This is a genomic window from Afipia birgiae 34632 (genome assembly GCF_000308295.2).
In the GTDB taxonomy this organism is placed as follows: Bacteria; Pseudomonadota; Alphaproteobacteria; order Rhizobiales; family Xanthobacteraceae; genus Afipia; species Afipia birgiae.
On sequence record NZ_HG326653.1, the window covers coordinates 473,382 to 493,228 of the forward strand.

The 19,847-nt window shown below is 62.9% G+C and carries 20 protein-coding genes; 7 read left to right on the forward strand and 13 right to left on the reverse strand.

Annotation, left to right across the window (positions count from 1 at the left end; genetic code table 11):
- Positions 1 to 119 precede the first annotated feature (119 nt).
- On the reverse strand, positions 120 to 911 hold the full coding sequence (nth, locus tag BN32_RS16180; protein WP_019199307.1) for an endonuclease III: 792 nt from the start codon (positions 909 to 911) through the stop codon (positions 120 to 122).
- An 83-nt stretch (positions 912 to 994) separates the two neighbouring features.
- Here nth and BN32_RS16185 point away from each other — a divergent pair, with 83 nt between their 5' ends.
- Positions 995 to 1,519, forward strand: coding sequence for a DUF2244 domain-containing protein (locus BN32_RS16185; protein WP_019199306.1), 525 nt, complete (start codon positions 995 to 997; stop codon positions 1,517 to 1,519).
- Between the two features lie 83 nt (positions 1,520 to 1,602).
- The gene (locus tag BN32_RS16190; protein ID WP_019199305.1) at positions 1,603 to 2,511 is read left to right on the forward strand and encodes a methylated-DNA--[protein]-cysteine S-methyltransferase; all 909 of its coding nucleotides are present in this window, start codon (positions 1,603 to 1,605) and stop codon (positions 2,509 to 2,511) included.
- 98 nt (positions 2,512 to 2,609) lie between these two features.
- Here the strand turns inward: BN32_RS16190 and BN32_RS16195 are convergent, their stop codons facing one another.
- Together BN32_RS16195 and dapB are read right to left on the reverse strand one after the other, a co-directional pair.
- Positions 2,610 to 3,233 (reverse strand): 2,3-bisphosphoglycerate-dependent phosphoglycerate mutase, encoded by a 624-nt coding sequence (locus BN32_RS16195; protein WP_019199304.1) that lies wholly within the window; start codon positions 3,231 to 3,233, stop codon positions 2,610 to 2,612.
- Positions 3,234 to 3,260: 27 nt separating this feature from the next.
- Positions 3,261 to 4,076 (reverse strand): 4-hydroxy-tetrahydrodipicolinate reductase, encoded by an 816-nt coding sequence (gene dapB, locus BN32_RS16200; protein ID WP_019199303.1) that lies wholly within the window; start codon positions 4,074 to 4,076, stop codon positions 3,261 to 3,263.
- Between the two features lie 178 nt (positions 4,077 to 4,254).
- Between dapB and BN32_RS16205 the strand changes: the two genes are divergently transcribed.
- Complete coding sequence (locus tag BN32_RS16205; RefSeq protein WP_019199302.1) at positions 4,255 to 5,247, forward strand: hypothetical protein; 993 nt, start codon at positions 4,255 to 4,257, stop codon at positions 5,245 to 5,247.
- 187 nt (positions 5,248 to 5,434) lie between these two features.
- On the opposite strand, the gene BN32_RS16210 is transcribed toward BN32_RS16205, so the two are convergent.
- The 6 genes from BN32_RS16210 to dnaK all read right to left on the reverse strand — a co-directional run bounded on the left by BN32_RS16210 (position 5,435) and on the right by dnaK (position 10,961).
- Positions 5,435 to 5,740, reverse strand: coding sequence for a DUF1330 domain-containing protein (locus BN32_RS16210; protein WP_019199301.1), 306 nt, complete (start codon positions 5,738 to 5,740; stop codon positions 5,435 to 5,437).
- Between the two features lie 18 nt (positions 5,741 to 5,758).
- On the reverse strand, positions 5,759 to 6,466 hold the full coding sequence (pyrF, locus tag BN32_RS16215; protein ID WP_019199300.1) for an orotidine-5'-phosphate decarboxylase: 708 nt from the start codon (positions 6,464 to 6,466) through the stop codon (positions 5,759 to 5,761).
- Between the two features lie 6 nt (positions 6,467 to 6,472).
- Positions 6,473 to 7,054, reverse strand: coding sequence for an NADPH-dependent FMN reductase (locus BN32_RS16220; RefSeq protein ID WP_019199299.1), 582 nt, complete (start codon positions 7,052 to 7,054; stop codon positions 6,473 to 6,475).
- A gap of 90 nt (positions 7,055 to 7,144) precedes the next feature.
- Positions 7,145 to 7,744, reverse strand: a complete 600-nt coding sequence (locus tag BN32_RS16225) for a class I SAM-dependent methyltransferase (RefSeq protein WP_040426602.1) — start codon at positions 7,742 to 7,744, stop codon at positions 7,145 to 7,147.
- Positions 7,745 to 7,835: 91 nt separating this feature from the next.
- Complete coding sequence (dnaJ, locus tag BN32_RS16230) at positions 7,836 to 8,972, reverse strand: molecular chaperone DnaJ (RefSeq protein WP_019199297.1); 1,137 nt, start codon at positions 8,970 to 8,972, stop codon at positions 7,836 to 7,838.
- Positions 8,973 to 9,059: 87 nt separating this feature from the next.
- A complete protein-coding gene (gene dnaK / locus BN32_RS16235) occupies positions 9,060 to 10,961 on the reverse strand; it encodes a molecular chaperone DnaK (RefSeq protein ID WP_019199296.1) in 1,902 nt (633 codons plus the stop codon).
- A 335-nt stretch (positions 10,962 to 11,296) separates the two neighbouring features.
- Between dnaK and BN32_RS16240 the strand changes: the two genes are divergently transcribed.
- A complete protein-coding gene (locus tag BN32_RS16240) occupies positions 11,297 to 12,229 on the forward strand; it encodes a hypothetical protein (RefSeq protein WP_019199295.1) in 933 nt (310 codons plus the stop codon).
- On the opposite strand, the gene BN32_RS16245 is transcribed toward BN32_RS16240, so the two are convergent.
- The 3 genes from BN32_RS16245 to hrcA all read right to left on the reverse strand — a co-directional run bounded on the left by BN32_RS16245 (position 12,226) and on the right by hrcA (position 15,618).
- On the reverse strand, positions 12,226 to 13,737 hold the full coding sequence (locus BN32_RS16245; protein WP_019199294.1) for a hypothetical protein: 1,512 nt from the start codon (positions 13,735 to 13,737) through the stop codon (positions 12,226 to 12,228). The genes BN32_RS16240 and BN32_RS16245 overlap by 4 nt on opposite strands.
- Positions 13,738 to 13,828: 91 nt before the next feature.
- Positions 13,829 to 14,437 (reverse strand): nucleotide exchange factor GrpE, encoded by a 609-nt coding sequence (grpE, locus tag BN32_RS16250; RefSeq protein WP_019199293.1) that lies wholly within the window; start codon positions 14,435 to 14,437, stop codon positions 13,829 to 13,831.
- An 89-nt stretch (positions 14,438 to 14,526) separates the two neighbouring features.
- Positions 14,527 to 15,618, reverse strand: a complete 1,092-nt coding sequence (gene hrcA, locus BN32_RS16255) for a heat-inducible transcriptional repressor HrcA (protein WP_040426811.1) — start codon at positions 15,616 to 15,618, stop codon at positions 14,527 to 14,529.
- Between the two features lie 182 nt (positions 15,619 to 15,800).
- Between hrcA and rph the strand changes: the two genes are divergently transcribed.
- The 3 genes from rph to hemW are packed head-to-tail and all read left to right on the forward strand — an operon-like array spanning position 15,801 to position 18,350.
- Positions 15,801 to 16,517, forward strand: coding sequence for a ribonuclease PH (gene rph, locus BN32_RS16260; protein ID WP_006023335.1), 717 nt, complete (start codon positions 15,801 to 15,803; stop codon positions 16,515 to 16,517).
- Between the two features lie 43 nt (positions 16,518 to 16,560).
- Positions 16,561 to 17,196, forward strand: coding sequence for an RdgB/HAM1 family non-canonical purine NTP pyrophosphatase (rdgB, locus tag BN32_RS16265; RefSeq protein ID WP_019199290.1), 636 nt, complete (start codon positions 16,561 to 16,563; stop codon positions 17,194 to 17,196).
- Positions 17,193 to 18,350 (forward strand): radical SAM family heme chaperone HemW, encoded by a 1,158-nt coding sequence (gene hemW, locus BN32_RS16270; protein WP_019199289.1) that lies wholly within the window; start codon positions 17,193 to 17,195, stop codon positions 18,348 to 18,350. The genes rdgB and hemW overlap by 4 nt, the downstream gene beginning before the upstream one ends.
- 139 nt (positions 18,351 to 18,489) lie before the next feature.
- Here hemW and BN32_RS16275 read toward each other — a convergent pair whose 3' ends face one another.
- Positions 18,490 to 19,686, reverse strand: a complete 1,197-nt coding sequence (locus BN32_RS16275) for a penicillin-binding protein activator (RefSeq protein ID WP_040426812.1) — start codon at positions 19,684 to 19,686, stop codon at positions 18,490 to 18,492.
- Positions 19,687 to 19,847: the final 161 nt, after the last annotated feature.

A 19,847-nucleotide genomic window follows, 5' to 3' on the forward strand; every position in this document is an offset into this window, starting at 1 on the left:
CCCCCAGTTTTTCTCGGGGTTCATCGTCATTGCGAGCGCAAGCGAAGCAATCCAGAGCTACCCGGGAAGGGCTGGATTGCTTCGTCGCTGCGTTCCTCGCAATGACGGATAGACGAGGTCTACACCGTCTTTTCCGGCCACCGGCACAGGTCGTTGATGATGCACACCTCGCAACGCGGCTTGCGCGCGACGCACGTATAGCGCCCGTGCAGGATCAGCCAGTGATGGGCGTGGCGAGCGAATTCCGGCGGCACGATCTTGAGCAATCCCAGTTCGACCGCGAGCGGCGTCTTGCCGGGCGCGAGACCCGTGCGATTGCCGACGCGAAACAGATGGGTGTCCACCGCAATCGTCGACTCGCCGAACGCGATATTGAGCACGACATTGGCGGTCTTGCGGCCGACGCCCGGCAACGCTTCCAGCGCCTCGCGATCACGCGGCACTTGGCTCCCGTGCAACGCGATCAGTTGCTCGGACAGCGCGATCACATTCCTGGCCTTGGTGCGATAGAGACCAATGGTCTTGATGTAATCGCGCACCTTCTCCTCGCCGAGCGCCACCATTCTTTCCGGCGTATCGGCGACCGGAAACAGATGCCGCGTCGCCTTGTTGACGCCGACGTCGGTCGCCTGTGCCGACAGTGCGACCGCCACCAGCAGCGTGTAGGGATTGAGATGTTCCAGCTCGCCCTTCGGCTCGGGATTGGCCTTGCGGAAGCGGCTAAAGACCTCGGCCACTTCGGCATGGGTCCAAGGTTTGAATTTTATCGGCTTGAATTTTGTCGGCCCGGAGTTGATCGGTTTAGCCTTTGTAGATTTCGGCCTCGCGGCCTTCGGCGTCTGCTTCACCGGCATGGCCGCACGCGCTGTCGGCTGGGATTTTGAACGGGACGTGATCGCCTTTTTCGCCATGACCCCGGTATAGGCATGATCCCGAAACGAGGGAACTGGTTTTCGGAAGCGGTCATGCCGGAAATGCGCTAGAGTGACACGTCATGGATGAGCGCAACGATTTTGATCTCCAACAGATCGCGGACGCGCCGCTGTTCAGCGCGCGCCTGACGCCGCATCGCTCCCTCAGCCGCGGCGGGTTTATCGCGCTGATGGCGTTTGTCACCCTGGTGAGTTTCGCGGCGGGCGTCATGTTCCTGATGATGGGCGCATGGCCGGTGTTCGCGTTTTTCGGACTCAACGCCCTGATCATCTACTGGGCGTTCAAGGTGAACTTCCGCCGCGCCGCCGCCACCGAGGACATTATGGTCACGCCGTATGAAATCCGCGTCCGCCGCGTCAGCCATCGCGGCCATGTCGTCGAATGGTCGCTCAATCCGCTGTGGGTCAGGCTCGAGCAGAAGGCCCACGCCGAGTTCGGCATCGAGAAGCTTTATCTGGTCTCCCGAGGCCGCCGCCTCTCGATCGGCAACTTCCTCGGACCTGACGAAAAAGCCAGCTTTTCCAAAGCGTTACTAGAAGCAATCCAGGCCGCCAAGCGCGGGCCGACCTACAATCCGGTAACCTGAGCACGGATCGGGAAACGGGTGGTTGCGTCCGGACGGGCGGCCTACATCCGGGTCATGATGGACACCGCATAACGGACGCCGCCATGATGACCACCGCGATGAAATCCATGCTCCCCGATCTGCAACTCGCAAAGCCGTCCAAGCAGGGCGCGGCGTTGCGCGACTATGATTCGGTGCGCCGCGCCATCGGATTCATCTCCGAGCAGTGGCGTACGCAGCCGACCATTGAGGCGATGGCGGACGCCGCGCATTTGACGCCGGACGAACTGCATCATCTGTTCCGGCGCTGGGCGGGACTGACGCCGAAGGACTTCATGCAGGCGCTGACCCTCGACCACGCCAAGCGCCTGCTGCGCGATTCCGCCAGCGTGCTCGATGCCGCATACGACTCCGGCCTCTCCGGCCCGGGACGGCTGCACGATCTGTTCGTGACCCATGAGGCGATGTCGCCGGGCGAATGGAAGAAAGGCGGCGAAGGCATGACGCTGCGCTACGGCTTTCATCCCTCTCCGTTCGGCATGGCAATCGTCATCGCCAGCGAGCGCGGCTTGGCGGGTCTGGCGTTCGCTGATGAGGGCGAGGAGATGCCTGCGCTGGCCGACATGCAGCGGCGCTGGCCGCTGGCGACCTACATCGAATCGTTCGCCGAGACCGCGCCGTCCGCAAAACGTATTTTTGATTCCTCGCAATGGCGTGAGGATCAGCCGCTGCGCGTGGTGCTGATCGGCACCGATTTCGAGGTCCGCGTCTGGGAAACGCTGCTGAAGATTCCGATGGGCCGCGCCACCACCTATTCGGATGTCGCCTGCAAGATTTCATCGCCGAAGGCGTCGCGCGCCGTCGGCGCAGCCGTCGGCCGGAATCCGATCTCGTTCGTGGTGCCGTGCCACCGCGTGATCGGCAAGAGCGGCGCGCTCACCGGCTATCACTGGGGCATCACGCGCAAGCGCGCGATGCTCGGCTGGGAAAGCGGACAGGCGGCGGGGGAATAGCTGCGATCTCTCAACACGTCGTCTCGGCGAAAGCCGGGACCCATGTTTCGCGATGCCTCAACCATCCGTCATTGCGAGGAGCAAAGCAACGAAGAAACCTACCCCGCGAGATCCTTCACCGAGGCTACCGTGGAGTCGGCGTTGAGCCGGTAGACCACCGGCGCGCCGGTGCCGAGTTCACGCTTCAGAATCTGATCCGGCGTCAGCTTTTCCAGCACCATGATCAGCGCACGCAGCGAGTTGCCATGCGCCGCCACCAGCGTGCGCTGGCCGCGCAGCACCGACGGCAGGATCTCCTGCACGTAATAGGGAAGCGTGCGCGCCAGCGTGTCCTTCAAACTTTCACCGCCCGGAGGCGGCACGTCGTAGGACCGTCGCCAGATCAGCACCTGTTCCTCGCCCCACTTGGCGCGGGCGTCATCCTTGTTCAGACCCGACAGATCGCCGTAATCGCGCTCGTTCAGCGCAAGATTGCGCGTGATCGGAATCCCGGTCTGGCCCATTTCCTCAAGCGCGAGATCAAGCGTGTGCTGCGCGCGCGTCAGCACCGACGTGAAGGCGACATCGAACGTCAGTCCATGCTCCTTCAGCTTGCGGCCGGCGGCGACGGCTTCCTTAACGCCGAGTTCGGTCAGGCCGGGATCCTTCCAGCCGGTGAAAAGGTTTTTCAGATTCCATTCGCTCTGGCCGTGACGCACGAGGACGAGAAGACGATCGCTCATTCTTTCAGTTCCAACTCTTCAGGAATGTTAGTTGCTGCCGAGACCAAGCACGTCGGTCATCGAATAATGTCCAGGCTTCTTGTCCTTCGCCCACATCGCCGCCTTCAGCGCGCCGCGCGCGAAAATCATGCGATCCTCCGACTTGTGCGCGAGTTCGATGCGTTCATAGGGCCCTGCGAAAATCACCGTATGATCGCCGGTGGCGGTGCCGCCGCGCAGTGTCGCAAAACCAATGTCGCCCCGATTGCGCGCGCCGGTGTAGCCGTCACGCGAGCGCACCGAGCGCTGTCCGAGATCGATCCCGCGGCCGTCCGCCGCCGCCTGCCCGAGCAGGTAGGCGGTGCCCGACGGCGCGTCGATCTTCTGCCTGTGGTGCATTTCGAGAATCTCGATATCGAAATCCTCATCGAGCGACTTTGACACCTGCTTCACCAGCGCGGCCAGCAGATTGACGCCAAGGCTCATGTTGCCGGACTGCACGACGATGGCCTGCGAGGTCACGCTCTTGATAACCGCGTTATCCGATGCCGACAGGCCCGTGGTGCCGATGACGTGGACAATGCCGCGCTGGGCGGCAATGGCGACGTTGGCGATGGTCGCGGCGGGTACGGTGAAATCGAGAATGCCGTCGGCGTTTTTCGACAGGGTCCAGAGGTCGCCGGAAAGTTCAATGCCGTTGGCAGGAAGCCCCGCAAGCACGCCGGCATCCTGGCCCAGGAGGTCGGAGCCCGGCGCTTCCAGCGCGCCGGCGAGCGCGACGCCCTCGGTCTCGGCAATGGTGCGGATCAGGGTCCGGCCCATCCGGCCCCCGGCTCCAGCAACGATCAGGCGCATATCGGCCATTTTCAGCCCTCAAAACCCGTTTCATAACTTGCTTTGGCGGTATAGCGGCGCGAGGCCACGGCGGCAACCGCGCCCGTCCCGCACAGAGGGCCGCTTTGCACGGCTGAGTGACCTGCCTGAAGTCATGCAAGGGTCACGCAGCCGACCTATTGAGGGGCACCCCGAAGGAAACCCGTCCATGCGCCTGCTGCCTGCTCTCTCCGCCGGGATACTCTTGATCGCAACCTCGTTGACGCCTGCATCGGCGGCGGAGCGTATCGGTGGCGACAATGCGTTCTCGTTCGTGGCGCTCGGCGACATCCCCTACAATTTGCCGGACGACTACGCGAAGTTCGACCGGCTGATCGCTGCGGTCAACGCACTGAAGCCCGCCTTCACCCTGCACATGGGCGACATCAAATCCAGCGCACTGCCGTGCAGCGATGAAGTGCTGAAAAGGAGTTACGACCAGATCCAGACGTTCGAGGGCGCGCTGGTCTACACCATCGGCGACAATGAATGGCTCGACTGCCACCGCAAGGCCGCAGGCGGCTACAATCCGCGCGAGCGCCTTGCGAAGCTGCGCGAGATGTTTTTCGCGACCCCGACGAAATCGCTCGGCAAGGCTCCGCTCGATGTGGAAAGCCAGGCGCTGCTGATGCCGGAATATTCAACCTACGTTGAGAACACGCGTTTTGCGAAGAACGGCGTGATGTTCTTCACCGCGCATGTACCGGGCTCGAACAACGGCTTCGAGGCGCAGGATCTGGAGAGCGTGAAGGAGTTCTTCGCCCGAGACAAGGCGAATGTCGCGTGGATCAATGCGAGCTTCGCCAAGGCGAGCGCGGACAACGCCAAGGCTGTTGTGATGTTTGTGCAGGCGGAGTTCGACGAATCGCGATTCCAGAACGGCGCGATGCCGCGCCAGTCCGGCTTTACCAGCACGCTCGACGCCATTGAGGCCGGCGCGACCCGCTTCGGCAAGCCGGTGCTCCTGATCCATGGCGACGAGCACTATTTTTCAATCGCGCCGCTGCGCAACAGCAAGGGAAAGCCGATCCCCGGCGTCAACAAGCTGATGGTCTACGGCGACAAACTGGTCCACGCGGTGCGTGTGCTGGTCGATCCCGATAGCAGCAGCGTGTTCGGGTTCGTGCCGCTCATCGTCCCCGAAAACGGGATGGGGAAGTAGCAGCGCGACCTTCGCACCATCGCCGTCACCCCGAGTTGCCGCAGCGAAGCAACAGGCGTTCGAAAGAACGCCGTTCTTCGAACGGCTATGGGCCTCGAAGGGCGACGGCCTTTTGGAACCCTCATCCTTCGAGGCTCGCAAGCGCTCGCACCTCAGGATGACGACTCAGCTTCCAGACTCTAAACGCTTACGGCTGCTCGCCGTCGTAGCCTTCGATGATGACGATTTCGCCATTGGAATGCGGCGCGCGCGCCTTGATCAAGGCCTGATATTCCGGCGAGTGATAGCAGGCCAGTGCGGTCACATAGTCTTTGAACTCGATGACGACATTGCGCGAGCGCGCCGGGCCTTCGTGGCCTTCATGAGTGCCGCCGCGCACCAGAAACTTGGCGCCGTATTTCTTGAAGACCGTACCGTTATGGGCAACGTAGTCCCGCTTGTACCCATCGAGATCATGAACGTCGATCCGCGCGACCCAGTAACCCTTGGCCATTTTGTTCTCCCTTTTTGATTAGCCGTCTGCCTGAACGATCTCCGCGACGATGGCGTCGGCCGCCGCTTTCGGATCTGCCGCTTCCACCACCGGCCGGCCGACCACGAGATAATCCGCGCCCGCAGAAATCGCGCGGCCCGGGGTCATGATGCGCTTCTGGTCACCCACCGCACTGCCGGCAGGACGAATGCCCGGCGTCACCAGCGCCATCTGCGGGCCGACGATGCCGCGCACAGTCGCGGCTTCCTCTCCCGAACAGACAAGGCCGTCGATGCCGAGCGCCTGCGCCTGCAGCGCGCGCGCCTCCACAAGATCCGACACGCCGAGACGATACCCCGCCGCGTGCAGATCGTCCTCATCGTAGGACGTCAGCACGGTGACCGCGAGAATCTTCAGCGACGATCCGCGCGCCTCGGCCGCCGCCTTCATGGTCTGCGGATAGGCATGCACCGTCAGAAATGTTGCGCCGAGTTTGCCGATGCTCTCGACGCCTTTGGCAACCGTGTTGCCGATGTCGTGCAGCTTGAGATCGACAAAAACCTTCTTGCCGCGCTCGGCCAGCTTCGGCACCAGCGCAAGCCCGCCAGCATAACCGAGCTGGTAGCCGATCTTGTAGAACGTCACGCTGTCGCCGAGCCGCGCGATCAGCGCTTCGGCGGTCTCAACGCTGGAGAGATCGAGCGCGACGATCAGCCGGTCGCGGGACTCAACATGGGTGGGCTTCATGGCGTTTCACATCATCTGTTGGGCGGTGTCGATCAACTGGCGCAGGGTTCCGCGCAGCAACTGGGCGTCGGCCGGATCTTTCAGGCGATCCATGTCGTCGAAAGCCTGACCTGCGAACGACAGCGCCATCTGTTTCGGGACCACCGTCGCGCCGCAGCCGAGCGCCAGAATCTGGCGCAGCGCCATCAGCACGCGCAGCCCGCCGAATTTTCCGTCGGAGGCCGCACCGATCGCAAAGGCGCGCTCGCGAAACACCTGGCCGAGCGTTTCGTTGCGGTCGCGCACCCGCGTTACCCAGTCGATGGTGTTCTTCAAGAGCGGCGGCACCGAGGAATTGTATTCCGGGCTGACGATGAAAACGCCGTGATGCGCGCCGATCATGCGCTTGAGATTGACGGCATTGGCCGGCACGCCGGATTTCGCTTCAAGATCGCCGTCGTAAATCGGCAGCGGATAGTCGCTGAGCGAGATCAGCGTCGCATCGACGTCGAGCAGCGCCAGTTCCTTGACCGCCACGGCCGCAAGCCGCGCGTTGAACGAGGCTGCGCGCAGCGAGCCGGGAATGACGAGGATTTTCAGCGCGGCCATGATGCTCCTGTCACCTCCGGACAGGACGAAGGCGCGACAGGTTTATAGCTTGGCGGATTTTGAGACGCAAAAGGCCGGCAGGCGCTTGTATCAGCCCTTGCGATAGACCCAGACGCGCGCGGGCGGCAGGTTCATCCAGACCCGCTCCGAGGCCTGGGTGTGGATTCCCGGCAAGGATTTCGGGATCGGCGGCGCCACCGAATAGGTGAACTGGATGAAGGGAGCGCCCGCTTCCATTTTCAGGAACGCATCGCGCATCAGCTTCAGACGAACCAGCATCGGCTTGGTGACAAGCGGCAGGCCGGACACCATCGCGGCGGCGGGCTCTTTCCAGTCTGCCAGCGTCTGGTCGAGATTGTAGGCATCGCCCTGAATCACGGTCGCCTGCGGATAGCGCTCACGCAGCAGCGCGCAGAAGCCCGGATCGAACTCCACCAGCACCAAGCGCTTCTCGGCAACGCCGTGCGCGATCAGCGCATCGGTGATGGCGCCGGTGCCGGGCCCAAGTTCGATGACAGGTCCGTCGGAATGCGGATCGACGTAACGCGCAACCGTGCGCGCCAGCACCTTGCTGGACGGCATCACCGCGCCCATGTGCAGGGGCTTTTCAATCCAGGAGCGGAGAAAACGAACTTCGTCGTCGAGACGAAGCGGCTTCTTCAACGCACGCACAGTGGACTGGGGAGCCATGATACTTCCAACGGAGCCCGGGGACGGGCGAGGCGTCAAATTTCCTTCACAATGGGGTATAGACGCAAGCAAAAAGCGTCAAGGACGCCAGCTATGGCGTATTGGCGCGGGCTCCGAAGAAGTCCTTGACCATCTTGAAGAATCCTGCCGCTTCGGGCTGGGTTTCGCCGGACGACAGCTTTTCGAACTCCGCCAGCAGCTCTTTCTGCTTCTTGGTGAGGTTTTGCGGCGTCTCGACCACGACCTGAACGTACATGTCGCCCATCTGCCGGGAGCGCAGCACTGGCATGCCCTTTGAGGCGACGCGGAAGCGGCGGCCGGACTGGGTGCCCGACGGCACTTTCACCTTGGTCTTGCCCTGGTCGATGGTGGGCACTTCGAACTCGCCGCCCATCGCCGCCGTCACCATCGACACCGGCACGCGGCAATGCAGGTCCGCACCGTCGCGCTGGAAGAACTTGTGCGAGGCCAGCGACAGGAAAATGTAGAGATCGCCCGCAGGGCCGCCCTGCACGCCCGCCTCGCCCTCGCCGGCGAGACGAATGCGGGTGCCGTCCTCGACGCCCGGCGGAATGTTGACAGACAGCGTGCGCTCTTTCTGCACGCGGCCTTGCCCCGAGCAGGACGCGCACGGCGTCTCAATCATCTGGCCACGGCCCTGACAACCGGGGCAGGTCCGCTCCAGCGTGAAGAAGCCTTGCGCCTGGCGAACACGGCCAGCGCCGCCGCACATCGAGCAGGTCTTCGGCTTGGTGCCCGCCTTGGCGCCGGTGCCGGAGCATGTCTCACAGGTCACCGCGACCGGAATGTTGATCTGCGCGGTCTTGCCGGAGAAGGCTTCCTCCAGCGTGATTTCCATATTGTAGCGGAGGTCCGCGCCGCGCTCGCGGCCACCCCGGCCGCCGCGCTGTCCGGCCATGCCGAACAGGTCTTCGAAAATATCGGAGAAGGAGGACGCAAAGCCGGCGCCGAACCCGGCCCCGTGGCCGCTGCCATTGCCCTGCTCGAACGCGGCATGGCCATAGCGGTCGTAGGCGGCGCGCTTGTTGCCGTCCTTGAGGATTTCGTAAGCCTCGGAGATTTCCTTGAACTTGTGCTCGCAGGACGGGTCGCCCGGATTCTTGTCCGGGTGCCATTTCATAGCGAGCTTGCGGAAGGCCGACTTCAGGCCGGCTTCATCGATGGAGCGTTCGACTTCCAGCGTCTCGTAATAGCAGGCCTTAGACATGGCTGATCTGGGTCATGCGAGTCTGGATCTGTATTTGGTTCGCCGTGAAAAGCCTCCCCCTTGAAGGGGAGGCTTTTCGTGGGCTGGTTACGCGGACTTCTTGTTGGTCTTATCGTCGTCGACTTCGGTAAACTCGGCGTCAACGACATCGTCCTTGGCAGCATCCTTCTTGGCGTCCGCCTCGGCCTGCTGCGTATACATCGCCTCGCCGAGCTTCATCGAAGCCTGCGCAAGCGTATTGGTCTTGGTCTTGATCGCTTCCGGATCCTCGCCCTTCAGGGCTTCCTTCAGATCCGCCAGCGCATCTTCGATGGCCTTGCGCTCGGGCTCGCCGACCTTCGCGCCATGCTCGGCCAGCGCCTTCTCTGTGGAGTGCACCAGCGCGTCGGCATGGTTCTTGGCATCGACCGCCTCGCGGCGCTTCTTGTCCTCGGCCGCATTGGCCTCGGCGTCCTTGACCATCTTCTCGATGTCGCTGTCAGACAGTCCACCGGACGCCTGAATGCGAATCTGCTGTTCCTTGTTGGTCGCCTTGTCCTTCGCCGACACGTTGACGATGCCGTTGGCGTCGATGTCGAACGTGACCTCGATCTGCGGCATGCCGCGCGGCGCAGGCGGAATTCCCATCAGGTCGAACTGACCGAGAATCTTGTTGTCGGCCGCCATCTCGCGTTCGCCCTGGAACACGCGAATGGTCACCGCGCCCTGATTGTCCTCGGCGGTCGAGAACACCTGGCTCTTCTTGGTCGGGATCGTGGTGTTGCGCTCGATGATGCGCGTGAACACACCGCCCAGCGTCTCGATGCCGAGCGACAGCGGCGTGACGTCGAGCAGCAGCACGTCCTTGACGTCGCCCTGCAGCACGCCGGCCTGAATCGCCGCGCCGATGGCAACGACTTCGTCCGGGTTGACGCCCTTGTGCGGCTCTTTACCGAAGAGCTGCTTCACGACTTCCTGCACCTTCGGCATGCGCGACATGCCGCCGACCAGAACAACCTCGTTGATCTCGGCAGCCGAAAGACCTGCGTCCTTCAACGCCTTGCGGCAAGGCTCAACCGTCTTCTGGATCAGATCGTCCACCAGCGCTTCGAACTTGGCGCGGGTGAGCTTCATGGTCAGATGCTTCGGACCGGTCGCATCCGCAGTGATGAACGGCAGATTGATTTCGGTCTGCGTCGTCGACGACAGCTCGATCTTGGCCTTTTCAGCGGCTTCCTTCAGGCGCTGCAACGCGAGCTTGTCGTTGCGCAGGTTGATGCCCTGCTCCTTCTGGAATTCGTCGGCCAGATAACTGACAAGACGCATGTCGAAGTCTTCACCGCCGAGGAATGTGTCGCCGTTGGTGGACTTCACTTCGAACACGCCGTCGCCGATTTCAAGGATCGACACGTCGAAGGTGCCGCCGCCGAGATCGTATACCGCGATGGTGCCCTGCTTGGTCTTGTCGAGACCGTAAGCGAGCGCAGCCGCAGTCGGCTCGTTGATGATGCGCAGCACTTCAAGGCCGGCGATCTTGCCGGCGTCCTTGGTGGCCTGACGCTGGGCGTCGTTGAAATAGGCAGGAACGGTGATGACCGCCTGATCGACCTTCTGGCCGAGATGGGCTTCCGCGGTCTCTTTCATCTTCTGCAGAATGAAGGCGGAGACCTGCGAAGGCGAATAGGTCTGGCCATCGGCCTCGACCCAGGCATCGCCGTTGGAAGCCTTCACGATTTTATAAGGGACGAGCTTCTTGTCCTTTTCGACCGTCGGATCGTCGTAACGGCGGCCGATGAGGCGCTTCACGGCGAAGATGGTCTTTTCCGGATTGGTCACAGCCTGGCGCTTGGCCGGCTGGCCGACGAGGCGCTCACCGTCGTCGGTGAGGGCGACGATGGACGGGGTCGTCCGCATGCCCTCGGCGTTCTCGATTACTTTCGGTGTTTTGCCGTCCATCACGGCGACGCACGAATTCGTGGTGCCGAGATCGATCCCAATGACCTTTCCCATGGTCTTCTAGTCCTTCTTTTTGCGGCAGGTTGGCTGGGCCCTGACGGCGCACCAATCCAAACCCCCAATATCAAATATTCGCGACGTCGCGACGCTCCGCCTCATATAGGAGGGGGGCATGGGCCCGCAAGGACCAGCCCTTGTAAACAGCCGGGAAAATGGAATTTCCGCGCCAGCCGCCCTCCTCCCGGAACGGCGGCGAATGCGTCAATTTGCAACGATTCGGCCCTTGATCTGTTGGCCCGGCGCAGAAACAGTTGGGCCTCGCACAGACGGGCCCGTCCCGCGCCGTGTCCGACCATCGAACGGCCTCAATACGACATCAGTCAGGTTTCATGAAAACGATCGTCCGCGTCCTCGCCATCGTCTCCATCGCCGCCGCATCGCCGGCTCTTGCCGCTGACCCGGTATTTCCTTCAGGCGCGCGCGTCGGGCTGGAGCCTGCCGCAGGGCTCACTGTAGCCAAGGAGTTTCTGGGGTTCGAATCCGCCGACCAGAAGATCAAGGTCGGAGTCGCCGAGATTCCTCCCGCGGCCTTCGCAACGGTTGAGGCCGCCGTGAAGGAGGGCAAGCCCACCACAACCGGCTCCAAACCTGAGGCCTTCGAGACCGCAGCCGGCAAGGCTTTCATCACCTCCGATGCCGGCAAGGACGGTGCGATCGCGGTCAAGATGTATTCGGTCATCATCGCGGGCGATAAGTTCACCGGCTACATCATCGCGCAGGTGCGCGAGGATACCGCCAACCCAATATCCGACGAGGCCATGCGCAAGATGTTCGCCTCGGCGAAGCTGCGAAATGACGTCCCGACCGAAGAACAGCTCAGCCTGATGCCGTTCAAGATCGGCGAGCTCAGCGATTTCAAAACCGTCCGCACCCTGGCGCCGCGCTCCTCGATCCTTTTGACCGACGGCACCGAAGACACCACGCTCGACGGCGCACCCTATATGGTGATTGGCCTGACCGCGGCCGGGCCCGCGTCGCCGGACGATCGCGGACGCTTTGCGCAACAGGCCGCTGCCACGATTCCGGGCCTTCGCAATGCGCGCATCACCTCGAACGAGCCGCTGCGGATCGACGGCACCGCCGGATACGAGACGCGAATCGAGGCTGTCACCGGCAAGAACGACACGCCGGTGACCGTTGTACAGTGGCTGAGATTCGGCGGCGGCACCTCGCTTCGCATCATCGCGAGCGCCACGCGCGAGGAATGGCCGAAGGCGTTCCCGCGCTTTCGCGCGGTGCGCGACGGCATCGATCCGCGCTAATTTGAAGCGGCGTCCGCCCGGACCATAATATCGACGCCGTAAATGCTGTTGGCCTTGGTGTAGGGCTTCAACAACGCCGACAATTCGGCATCGGCGTCGATCCATTCGCCCCATCGGCCGATCATGTTGTCGACCAGAACGATCGTGGGCGGCTGCCGCTTGATATCCTCGATCAACCAGGCGCGCTCGCGTGCGACATGGCGGGCAAGTGTTTCGGCCTGACCGGGCTGAACCATGCCGTAGCGCTTCATGTAATCGGTGTGCTCGGTGATCCAGAGATTTGACTCCCGGGACACCCACGTCCCCCTGAGCGCTCGCACCACAGGGTGTCCGATGCCCGGTTCGCTCGAAATCGCCAGGATGACCGGCCGGTCGCCATAGCGGGCGATATAGGGCTGAAGGATCCGCCCGGTGAACGTTTCCGTGAACCAGACCATTCCGACGACGAACAGAACGGCCAGAGCAGAGACAGCGCTCACACCGGCCGGCCGACGTGTATCGAACCTGAATGAAACAACCGCGACGATCGCCGCGAAAAAAGCCAGCGCGATCATCGGATAGGAGTGATAGGGCCAGCCCTTGCGCTGGAGAAAAAACGCCGCGGCAAAACCAATGGAGCCGGCGACCAGCACGATGACAGCGCGACTGCGGCAATCATACTGCAACAAGAGAATTACAAGCATCACACCGAGCCAGCACGCCACACCCTTGGTCTCGATCATGAACGACAATGACCGCCCCACCGGTACGTAAACATCGCGCGCGATGGGCAGCACCACGGTAAAAAACTCCGGAAAGAGCGCCACGATGCAGGCAACGTAGCCGAGCACGGCAACGCCCGCGATCCAGTTTTCCGGAACAAACACGACGCGCCAGGACCGGCGCAGAAGCGCTGCCGTAACGACCGCGCAGACGAATGCGAGAATGAAATAGGGCTTGAACGCGAGCGTGATGCCGGCGCCGAGGCCGGCCGCTGCGATTTCCCAGCGCGCCGGTACCTCGCCATTTACCCGCAGCATGAGGGCGGCGAAAAACGGCAGGCTCGCGATCAGTGCGATATGCTCACGCTGGCCGAATTCCTGGGTCGGCAACATCGCAAGGATCGCCAGCGCGGGCGCCAGCAGCAAGGGGTTCTGCAGATCGCGCAGCCGCTCCGAGCGCCGCAGGATCGAAGCCACGCAACCGAGCGCAGCGAACACGGCCAGAAACATCAGCGCATCGACCACTGGCTCGGCCGCGGCGCCAAGAGCGCGGGCGATCAAGATGGCCGGAACGTAGGCGAGGACGGCGATCGGTGGATTTGTCTCAATCACGTCGCCGTAGAGCGTCTTGCCAGCGAGAACCTGTTCACCTGCCGTTAGAAGCCAGCTCACGTCGTTATTCGCGGGAACGACGTACCGCAAGATCAGCGCGACAACAAAGACCGCAGTGAGCGACGACCATAGAACCAGTCTTCGCTCGAGCTGCGGCTTCGCGATCGCATTAGAGGCATCGGTGGAAAGGGTCATGATCTGGTCCAGAAATCTGGACCAAATCTAGCTAGGCGCCGTTAACAGCCTGTTTCTGCGGTCGGCAGAAACGACGGCATTTCCGATGCGGTTAGCTGGCCTTCGCGCCGCCCTTGGCGACCGCGACCAGAGCCGGGCGCAACACGCGCTCGCCGATGGTGTAGCCGCCCTGCACGACCTGCACGACGGTGCCTGTCGGCACCGTCGAATCCGGCACCTCGTACATCGCCTGATGGAAATTCGGATCGAACTTTTCTCCAAGCGGATCGAGCTTCTGCACGCCGTTCTTCTCCAGTGTCTTGTGCAGCGAACGCTCGGTCAGTTCGACGCCTTCGATCAGCGCCTTGAGACCGGGATCGGCCGCCTCACGCGCTTCCATCGGAACAGCATCCAGGGCGCGCTGCAGATTGTCGGCGATGTCGAGCACGTCGCGCGCAAACGCGGTGATGCCATAGGTCCGGGCATCGGCGACTTCGCGCTGGGTCCGCTTGCGCAGATTTTCCATCTCCGCGAGCGTGCGCAGCGTCCGGTCCTTCGCCTCGGCCACGTCCCTGGTGAGCGCTTCGACCGAACCTTCTTCAGGATCGTCAGGCATCACGTAAGGCTTTGAGACCACAGGCTCCTTGTCGGTCACGGAACCGTTCGCGCTGTCCTGCGCGGCCGCCTCCGACTGTTCCTTGCGCCCATTGGTATTGGCCATAACTCACCTTTTCAGCAAATCGTCTCGATCATGTGGGATTGTTAGCCCGCATATCGTGCTTTAGGCGCGGAAAATCAAGCGCTAACGCGCTATTTGCCGATCAGCTGGCTGACGATCCGGGCAGCATAATCCACCATTGGTATGACCCGCGCGTAGTTCAGCCGCGTCGGACCGATCACGCCCAGCACGCCGACGATATGACCAGCGCCATCGCGATAGGGCGCGATGATGGTCGACGAGCCGGACAGCGAAAACAGCTTGTTCTCCGAGCCAATGAAAATGCGCACGCCATCGGCGCGCTCGGCGCGGCCCAAAAGATCGATCACGCCCTTCTTCGCCTCGAGGTCATCGAACAGCAACCGCACCCGCTCGAGATCCTCCATCGCATGAAGATCTTCCAGCAGGTTGGCATGACCGCGCACGATCAGCTGGCGCTCATCACTGGCGCCACCCGACCAGCTCGCGATCCCCGCCGCGACGACTTTCTGCGTCAATTGATCCAGTTCGCTGCGGCCTGCCGTCAACGCAGCCTCAAGCTCGCTTCGCGCTTCGGCGAGTGTGCGTCCGCGAATCCGTGCGTTGAGAAAATTCGAGGCTTCGGTCAGCGCCGACGACGGCACGCCCGGCGGCAACGGCAGCACGCGATTCTCGACCTGGCCATCTTCCGCGACCAGCACCACCAGCGCCTGTGTCGGCTCCAGCCGCACGAATTCGATATGCTTGAGGCGCACGTTCGCCTTTGCCGTCAGCACGACCGCGGCCGCACGAGTGAGGCCCGACAGCCGCGTCAGCGCTTCGCTCAGCGCGGCCTCGACCGACGGCGCACCGCCGACGGATTTGAGCTGCGTCTCGATCGACTGCCGCTCCGGCTCGGTCAGATCGCCAACCTGCATCAGCGCGTCGACGAAAAAGCGTAGTCCCAGTTCGGTCGGCAGCCGGCCCGCCGACGTATGCGGCGCGTAGATCAGTCCCAGCTGTTCGAGGTCCGACATCACGTTGCGCACGGAGGCCGGCGATAGCGGCACCGTGATCAGGCGCGAAATATTGCGCGAGCCGACCGGCTCCCCGGTGGCCAGATAGTTCTCGACAATCTGACGGAAAATATCCCGCGACCGCTCGTTGAGCTGCGCCAGCCCGGCGTTCGGCGTAATCAGATGACCTGTCGGCTCGTGGTGGGCCAAATCGGGCTCCAAACGGGTTGATAAAGCTACAATTGTCCATCGCGCAGCATCATGACAAGCCGCATTCGCGCAACATCCTTGTCGGCTCTCGATCTGCCCTTGATCTTCCCTTGCCGCTGCGGCCTCAACCCCCTAAAAGCAGCGCCAAATCGACATTTCCCATGTTTTCGGAGGATTTTCCCATGCGGCCAAGCCGTCGCGCGCCCGACGAACTGCGCCCCGTCACGCTGGAACGGGGTGTGGTCAAATACGCCGAGGGTTCCTGCATGGTAAAGTTCGGCGACACCCACGTGCTGGTGACCGCCACGCTGGAAGACCGCCTGCCGCCGTGGCTGAAAGGTCAGGGCCGGGGCTGGGTCACCGCCGAATACGGCATGCTGCCGCGCGCCACCCATGAGCGCATGCGCCGCGAATCCGCTGCCGGAAAGCAAAGCGGCCGCACCGTCGAGATCCAGCGGCTGATCGGCCGCTCGCTGCGCACCACCGTGGACCTCGTCGCACTCGGCGAACGCCAGATCACGGTGGACTGCGACGTCATCCAGGCCGATGGCGGCACCCGTACCGCATCGATCACCGGCGCATGGGTTGCGCTGGCGGATTGCCTGCAGTGGATGAAGGCGCGCAACATGCTGAAGAACGACAACGTGCTGCGCGACAACGTCGCCGCGATCTCCTGCGGGATCTACAACGGTACGCCGGTACTCGACCTTGATTATGCGGAAGACTCCGAGGCCGAGACCGACGCGAACTTCGTCATGACCGGCGACGGCCGCATCATCGAGGTCCAGGGCACCGCCGAAAAGACGCCGTTCTCGCAGGAGGAATTCCTCAACCTGATGGCGCTGGCCAAGAAGGGCATCGCCCGGCTGGTCGACCTGCAAAAAATGGCGGTGGCGTAATTTTCCCGCTTCCAACCGCGCTTCTCACGGATAACCATTGCGCATGAGTGATCATCGCCGAATCACCGGCCGCCTTGTGATCGCGACCCACAATCCCGGCAAGCTTGCCGAGATGCGCGAACTTCTTGCGCCTTACGGCGTGGAAGCAGTGTCAGCGGCGGAACTCGGCCTCACCGAGCCCGAAGAAACCGGCACCACCTTTCAGGCCAATGCCCGCATCAAGGCCGTGGCGGCCGCGAATGCGACACAGCTTCCGGCATTCGCGGATGATTCGGGACTGGCTGTCGATGCGCTTGAGGGACAACCCGGAATCTACTCGGCGCGCTGGGCCGGCGAGGACAAGAATTTTCTCGCTGCCATGACGCAGATCGAGCGCCTGCTGCAGGAGCGCGGCGCTAAAGAGCCGGCGCAGCGCAAGGCGCACTTCGTCTCGGCGCTGTGCGTGGCGTGGCCGGACGGCCATCTTGAGGACGTCGAGGCGCGCGTCGACGGCGCGCTGGTGTGGCCGCCGCGCGGCACGGCGGGCTTCGGTTACGATCCGGCATTTCTGCCCGACGGGCACAGCCGCACCTTCGGCGAAATGACCAGCATCGAGAAGCACGGTCTGCCGCCGATCGGCTTAGGGCTGTCGCATCGCGCGAAGGCCTTCGTGAAGCTCGCGGAGATTTGTCTCACATGAGCACCGCTGCGAAACAGGCTTTCGGCATTTATGTGCACTGGCCGTTCTGCCTGTCGAAGTGCCCGTACTGCGACTTCAACAGCCATGTGCGTCATGCGCCGATCGACGAGTTCCGTTTCGCGCGCGCGTTCGAGCGTGAGATCGAGACCACAGCCGCGCGCACGCCGGGCCGCGAGGTCACATCGATCTTTCTCGGCGGCGGCACACCGTCGCTGATGCAGCCGCAGACTGTCGGCGCGATTCTCAATTCCATCGCCCGGCACTGGACGGTGGCCAGCGATGTCGAGGTGACGCTGGAAGCCAATCCGACCAGCGTTGAAGCCACGCGTTTCCATGGTTATCGCTCGGCCGGCGTCAACCGCGTATCGCTCGGCGTGCAGGCACTGGACGATGCCTCGCTGAAAGCGTTGGGACGCCTGCATACAGCGCGCGAGGCGCTTGATGCCGTCGCCATCGCCCGCGCGGCGTTCGATCGCTACTCGTTCGATCTGATCTACGCGCGGCCCGACCAGACGCCGCAAATGTGGGAAGACGAACTGAAGCTCGCAGTGTCGGAAGCCGCCGAGCATCTGTCACTGTATCAGCTCACCATCGAACCGGAGACGCCGTTCTTCGGGCTGCATGCCGCAGGCAAGCTCAAGATCCCCGATGAAGACGTCGCGCGCGCGCTCTACGATGTAACGCAGGATGTCTGCGCAAAGCTCGGCCTGCCGTCCTACGAGATTTCCAATCACGCGCGGCCCGGCGCGGAGTGCAAGCATAATCTGGTTTACTGGCGCGGACAGGAATATGCCGGCATCGGGCCGGGCGCGCATGGCCGCCTCGACATCGACGGCATCCGTCACGCCATCGCCACCGAAAAGCGCCCCGAGACCTGGCTGATGCGCGTCGAGGCGCAGGGGCATGGGGTGATCAGCGACGAGCTTCTCAACAGCGAGGAGCGGGCCGACGAATATCTCCTGATGGGGCTGCGCCTGGCGGAAGGCATTGATCCGATGCGTTACCGGGCGTTGTCGGGACGTTCCCTCGATCCAAGGCGAATCGAAATCCTGCAGGACGAAGGCGCAATCGTCGTCGATCCCGATGGCCGCGTGCGCGTGACGATGCAGGGTTTTCCGGTGCTGGACGCAGTGGTCGCGGATCTGGCGGCGTAACGACAAACCGATAGCCGTCCCCCTGAGGTGCGAGCCGCATCGCGGCGAGCCTCGAAGGGCGACGGTGTTTCACAAGGTCATCTTTCGAGGCTCGCAAGAGCAATCACCTCAGGATGACGAAAATCAACGACGTTGAAACCTACGCCCCAAAACTCTTCGGCGAGCCCGCCGTGATCGCACCGCCGCTCGAACCGACGCGCATCACCGCAAGGCCACGCTCGTTGGTGCCGTCGGTGCGAAAACGAAACAGTCCGTCGATGCCCGCGAAGCCTGATGGATTGGTCAGTACTTCCGCCGAAAACCGCTGACCGCCCTGGGTGCGCGCGAGTGCCGCCACCAGCGCGACGCTGTCATAGGCCAGCGTTGCGGTGCGGACCGGATCGCCGCCGTATTTGGCGCGATAGCGCGTGGAGAAACTGCGAAAGCCCGACGGGTCCGGAGCCGCATACAGCCCGCCCTGCAGATTGGCACTGCCGAAGACGCGCGGATTGTCCCACAGTCCCGTACCGAGCAATTGCAGGCGCTTGAGATTAACGCCAGCCGCGACAAGCGCATCGGCGACACCGGGCAAGGCATCGCCGTCATCCGCAAGCAGCAGCGAGTCGGCCCCCTTGAGCCCCTCCGATATGCTCGAAGCAGTTGCGCCGATCTGCGAACGGTCGGCGCCGTACTTTTCGAACGCCACCATGCGGCCGCCCTTGCGCGCGACCGCCTGCTTGAACGCCACCTCGACCACATTGCCGTAGGCGTTCTCGGGCAGGAAGGCAGCGAAGGATCGCTTTCCCGTGCCCGCGGCGTAATCGACGATGCGGGTCACGTCGGATTCAGGCAGGAAGCTCAGCAGGTACACGCCGCGGCCAGCCACACTCGAATCGGTCGAGAACGCGATCATCGAGATGCCGCGATTTCGCGCGACCTGCGCCGCAGCCGGCACCGATTGCGCGAACAGCGGCCCAAGAATGATTTCGGCGCCCTCGTCGACGGCCTGTTGGGCTCCTTGCTGCGCGCCCTGCGCCGAGCCGTTGTCGTCCTTGATCAGAAGCTGGAGATTGGGATTCTGGAATTCCGCGAGCGCCAGTTCGGCAGCATTGCGCATTGACTGCGCAGCCAGACCGGCGTTACCGGCCGCGGACAGCGGCAACAGCAGACCGACCTTGACCTGGCCGCTTCCAACAGCCGACGGCTGCTGTTGCGGACCCGCTGGCTGGTCGCCGCCGGAAAAAGGAGATTGCATGCCGGCGCAGCCGGCCACGAGCGGCGCACCCAGAATCAGGCCAACGGCGCTGCGGCGGGTCGCGCCGCTGCGTGGGGGTTTTGGAGTGAAGGACGCAACCATCATTTCTCTTCCGGGCACTGATCCTCGGACACATCTGGAAGAGGATTCAGGCATATTGTCGGCTATAAGTTAACCAGAACAAAAGCTTTTCCGCGCCGTCAGGCAAGCAAAGATATCGGCGGCCATTGCAGCTGCGAACAAGACGAAGCGGTTCTTCGGCG

Coding starts and splice junctions, on each gene's coding strand:
- BN32_RS16240 (WP_019199295.1), top strand. CDS start 11,297: ATGAAAACGATCGTCCGCGTCCTCGCCATCGTCTCCATCGCCGCCGCA.
- BN32_RS16220 (WP_019199299.1), bottom strand. CDS start 7,054: ATGGCCGCGCTGAAAATCCTCGTCATTCCCGGCTCGCTGCGCGCAGCC.
- BN32_RS16185 (WP_019199306.1), top strand. CDS start 995: ATGGATGAGCGCAACGATTTTGATCTCCAACAGATCGCGGACGCGCCG.
- BN32_RS16195 (WP_019199304.1), bottom strand. CDS start 3,233: ATGAGCGATCGTCTTCTCGTCCTCGTGCGTCACGGCCAGAGCGAATGG.
- dapB (WP_019199303.1), bottom strand. CDS start 4,076: ATGGCCGATATGCGCCTGATCGTTGCTGGAGCCGGGGGCCGGATGGGC.
- pyrF (WP_019199300.1), bottom strand. CDS start 6,466: ATGAAGCCCACCCATGTTGAGTCCCGCGACCGGCTGATCGTCGCGCTC.
- BN32_RS16190 (WP_019199305.1), top strand. CDS start 1,603: ATGATGACCACCGCGATGAAATCCATGCTCCCCGATCTGCAACTCGCA.
- grpE (WP_019199293.1), bottom strand. CDS start 14,437: ATGGCCAATACCAATGGGCGCAAGGAACAGTCGGAGGCGGCCGCGCAG.
- BN32_RS16210 (WP_019199301.1), bottom strand. CDS start 5,740: ATGGCCAAGGGTTACTGGGTCGCGCGGATCGACGTTCATGATCTCGAT.
- BN32_RS16245 (WP_019199294.1), bottom strand. CDS start 13,737: ATGACCCTTTCCACCGATGCCTCTAATGCGATCGCGAAGCCGCAGCTC.
- dnaJ (WP_019199297.1), bottom strand. CDS start 8,972: ATGTCTAAGGCCTGCTATTACGAGACGCTGGAAGTCGAACGCTCCATC.
- hemW (WP_019199289.1), top strand. CDS start 17,193: ATGAGCACCGCTGCGAAACAGGCTTTCGGCATTTATGTGCACTGGCCG.
- dnaK (WP_019199296.1), bottom strand. CDS start 10,961: ATGGGAAAGGTCATTGGGATCGATCTCGGCACCACGAATTCGTGCGTC.
- BN32_RS16225 (WP_040426602.1), bottom strand. CDS start 7,744: ATGGCTCCCCAGTCCACTGTGCGTGCGTTGAAGAAGCCGCTTCGTCTC.
- BN32_RS16275 (WP_040426812.1), bottom strand. CDS start 19,686: ATGGTTGCGTCCTTCACTCCAAAACCCCCACGCAGCGGCGCGACCCGC.
- rph (WP_006023335.1), top strand. CDS start 15,801: ATGCGGCCAAGCCGTCGCGCGCCCGACGAACTGCGCCCCGTCACGCTG.
- BN32_RS16205 (WP_019199302.1), top strand. CDS start 4,255: ATGCGCCTGCTGCCTGCTCTCTCCGCCGGGATACTCTTGATCGCAACC.
- nth (WP_019199307.1), bottom strand. CDS start 911: ATGGCGAAAAAGGCGATCACGTCCCGTTCAAAATCCCAGCCGACAGCG.
- rdgB (WP_019199290.1), top strand. CDS start 16,561: ATGAGTGATCATCGCCGAATCACCGGCCGCCTTGTGATCGCGACCCAC.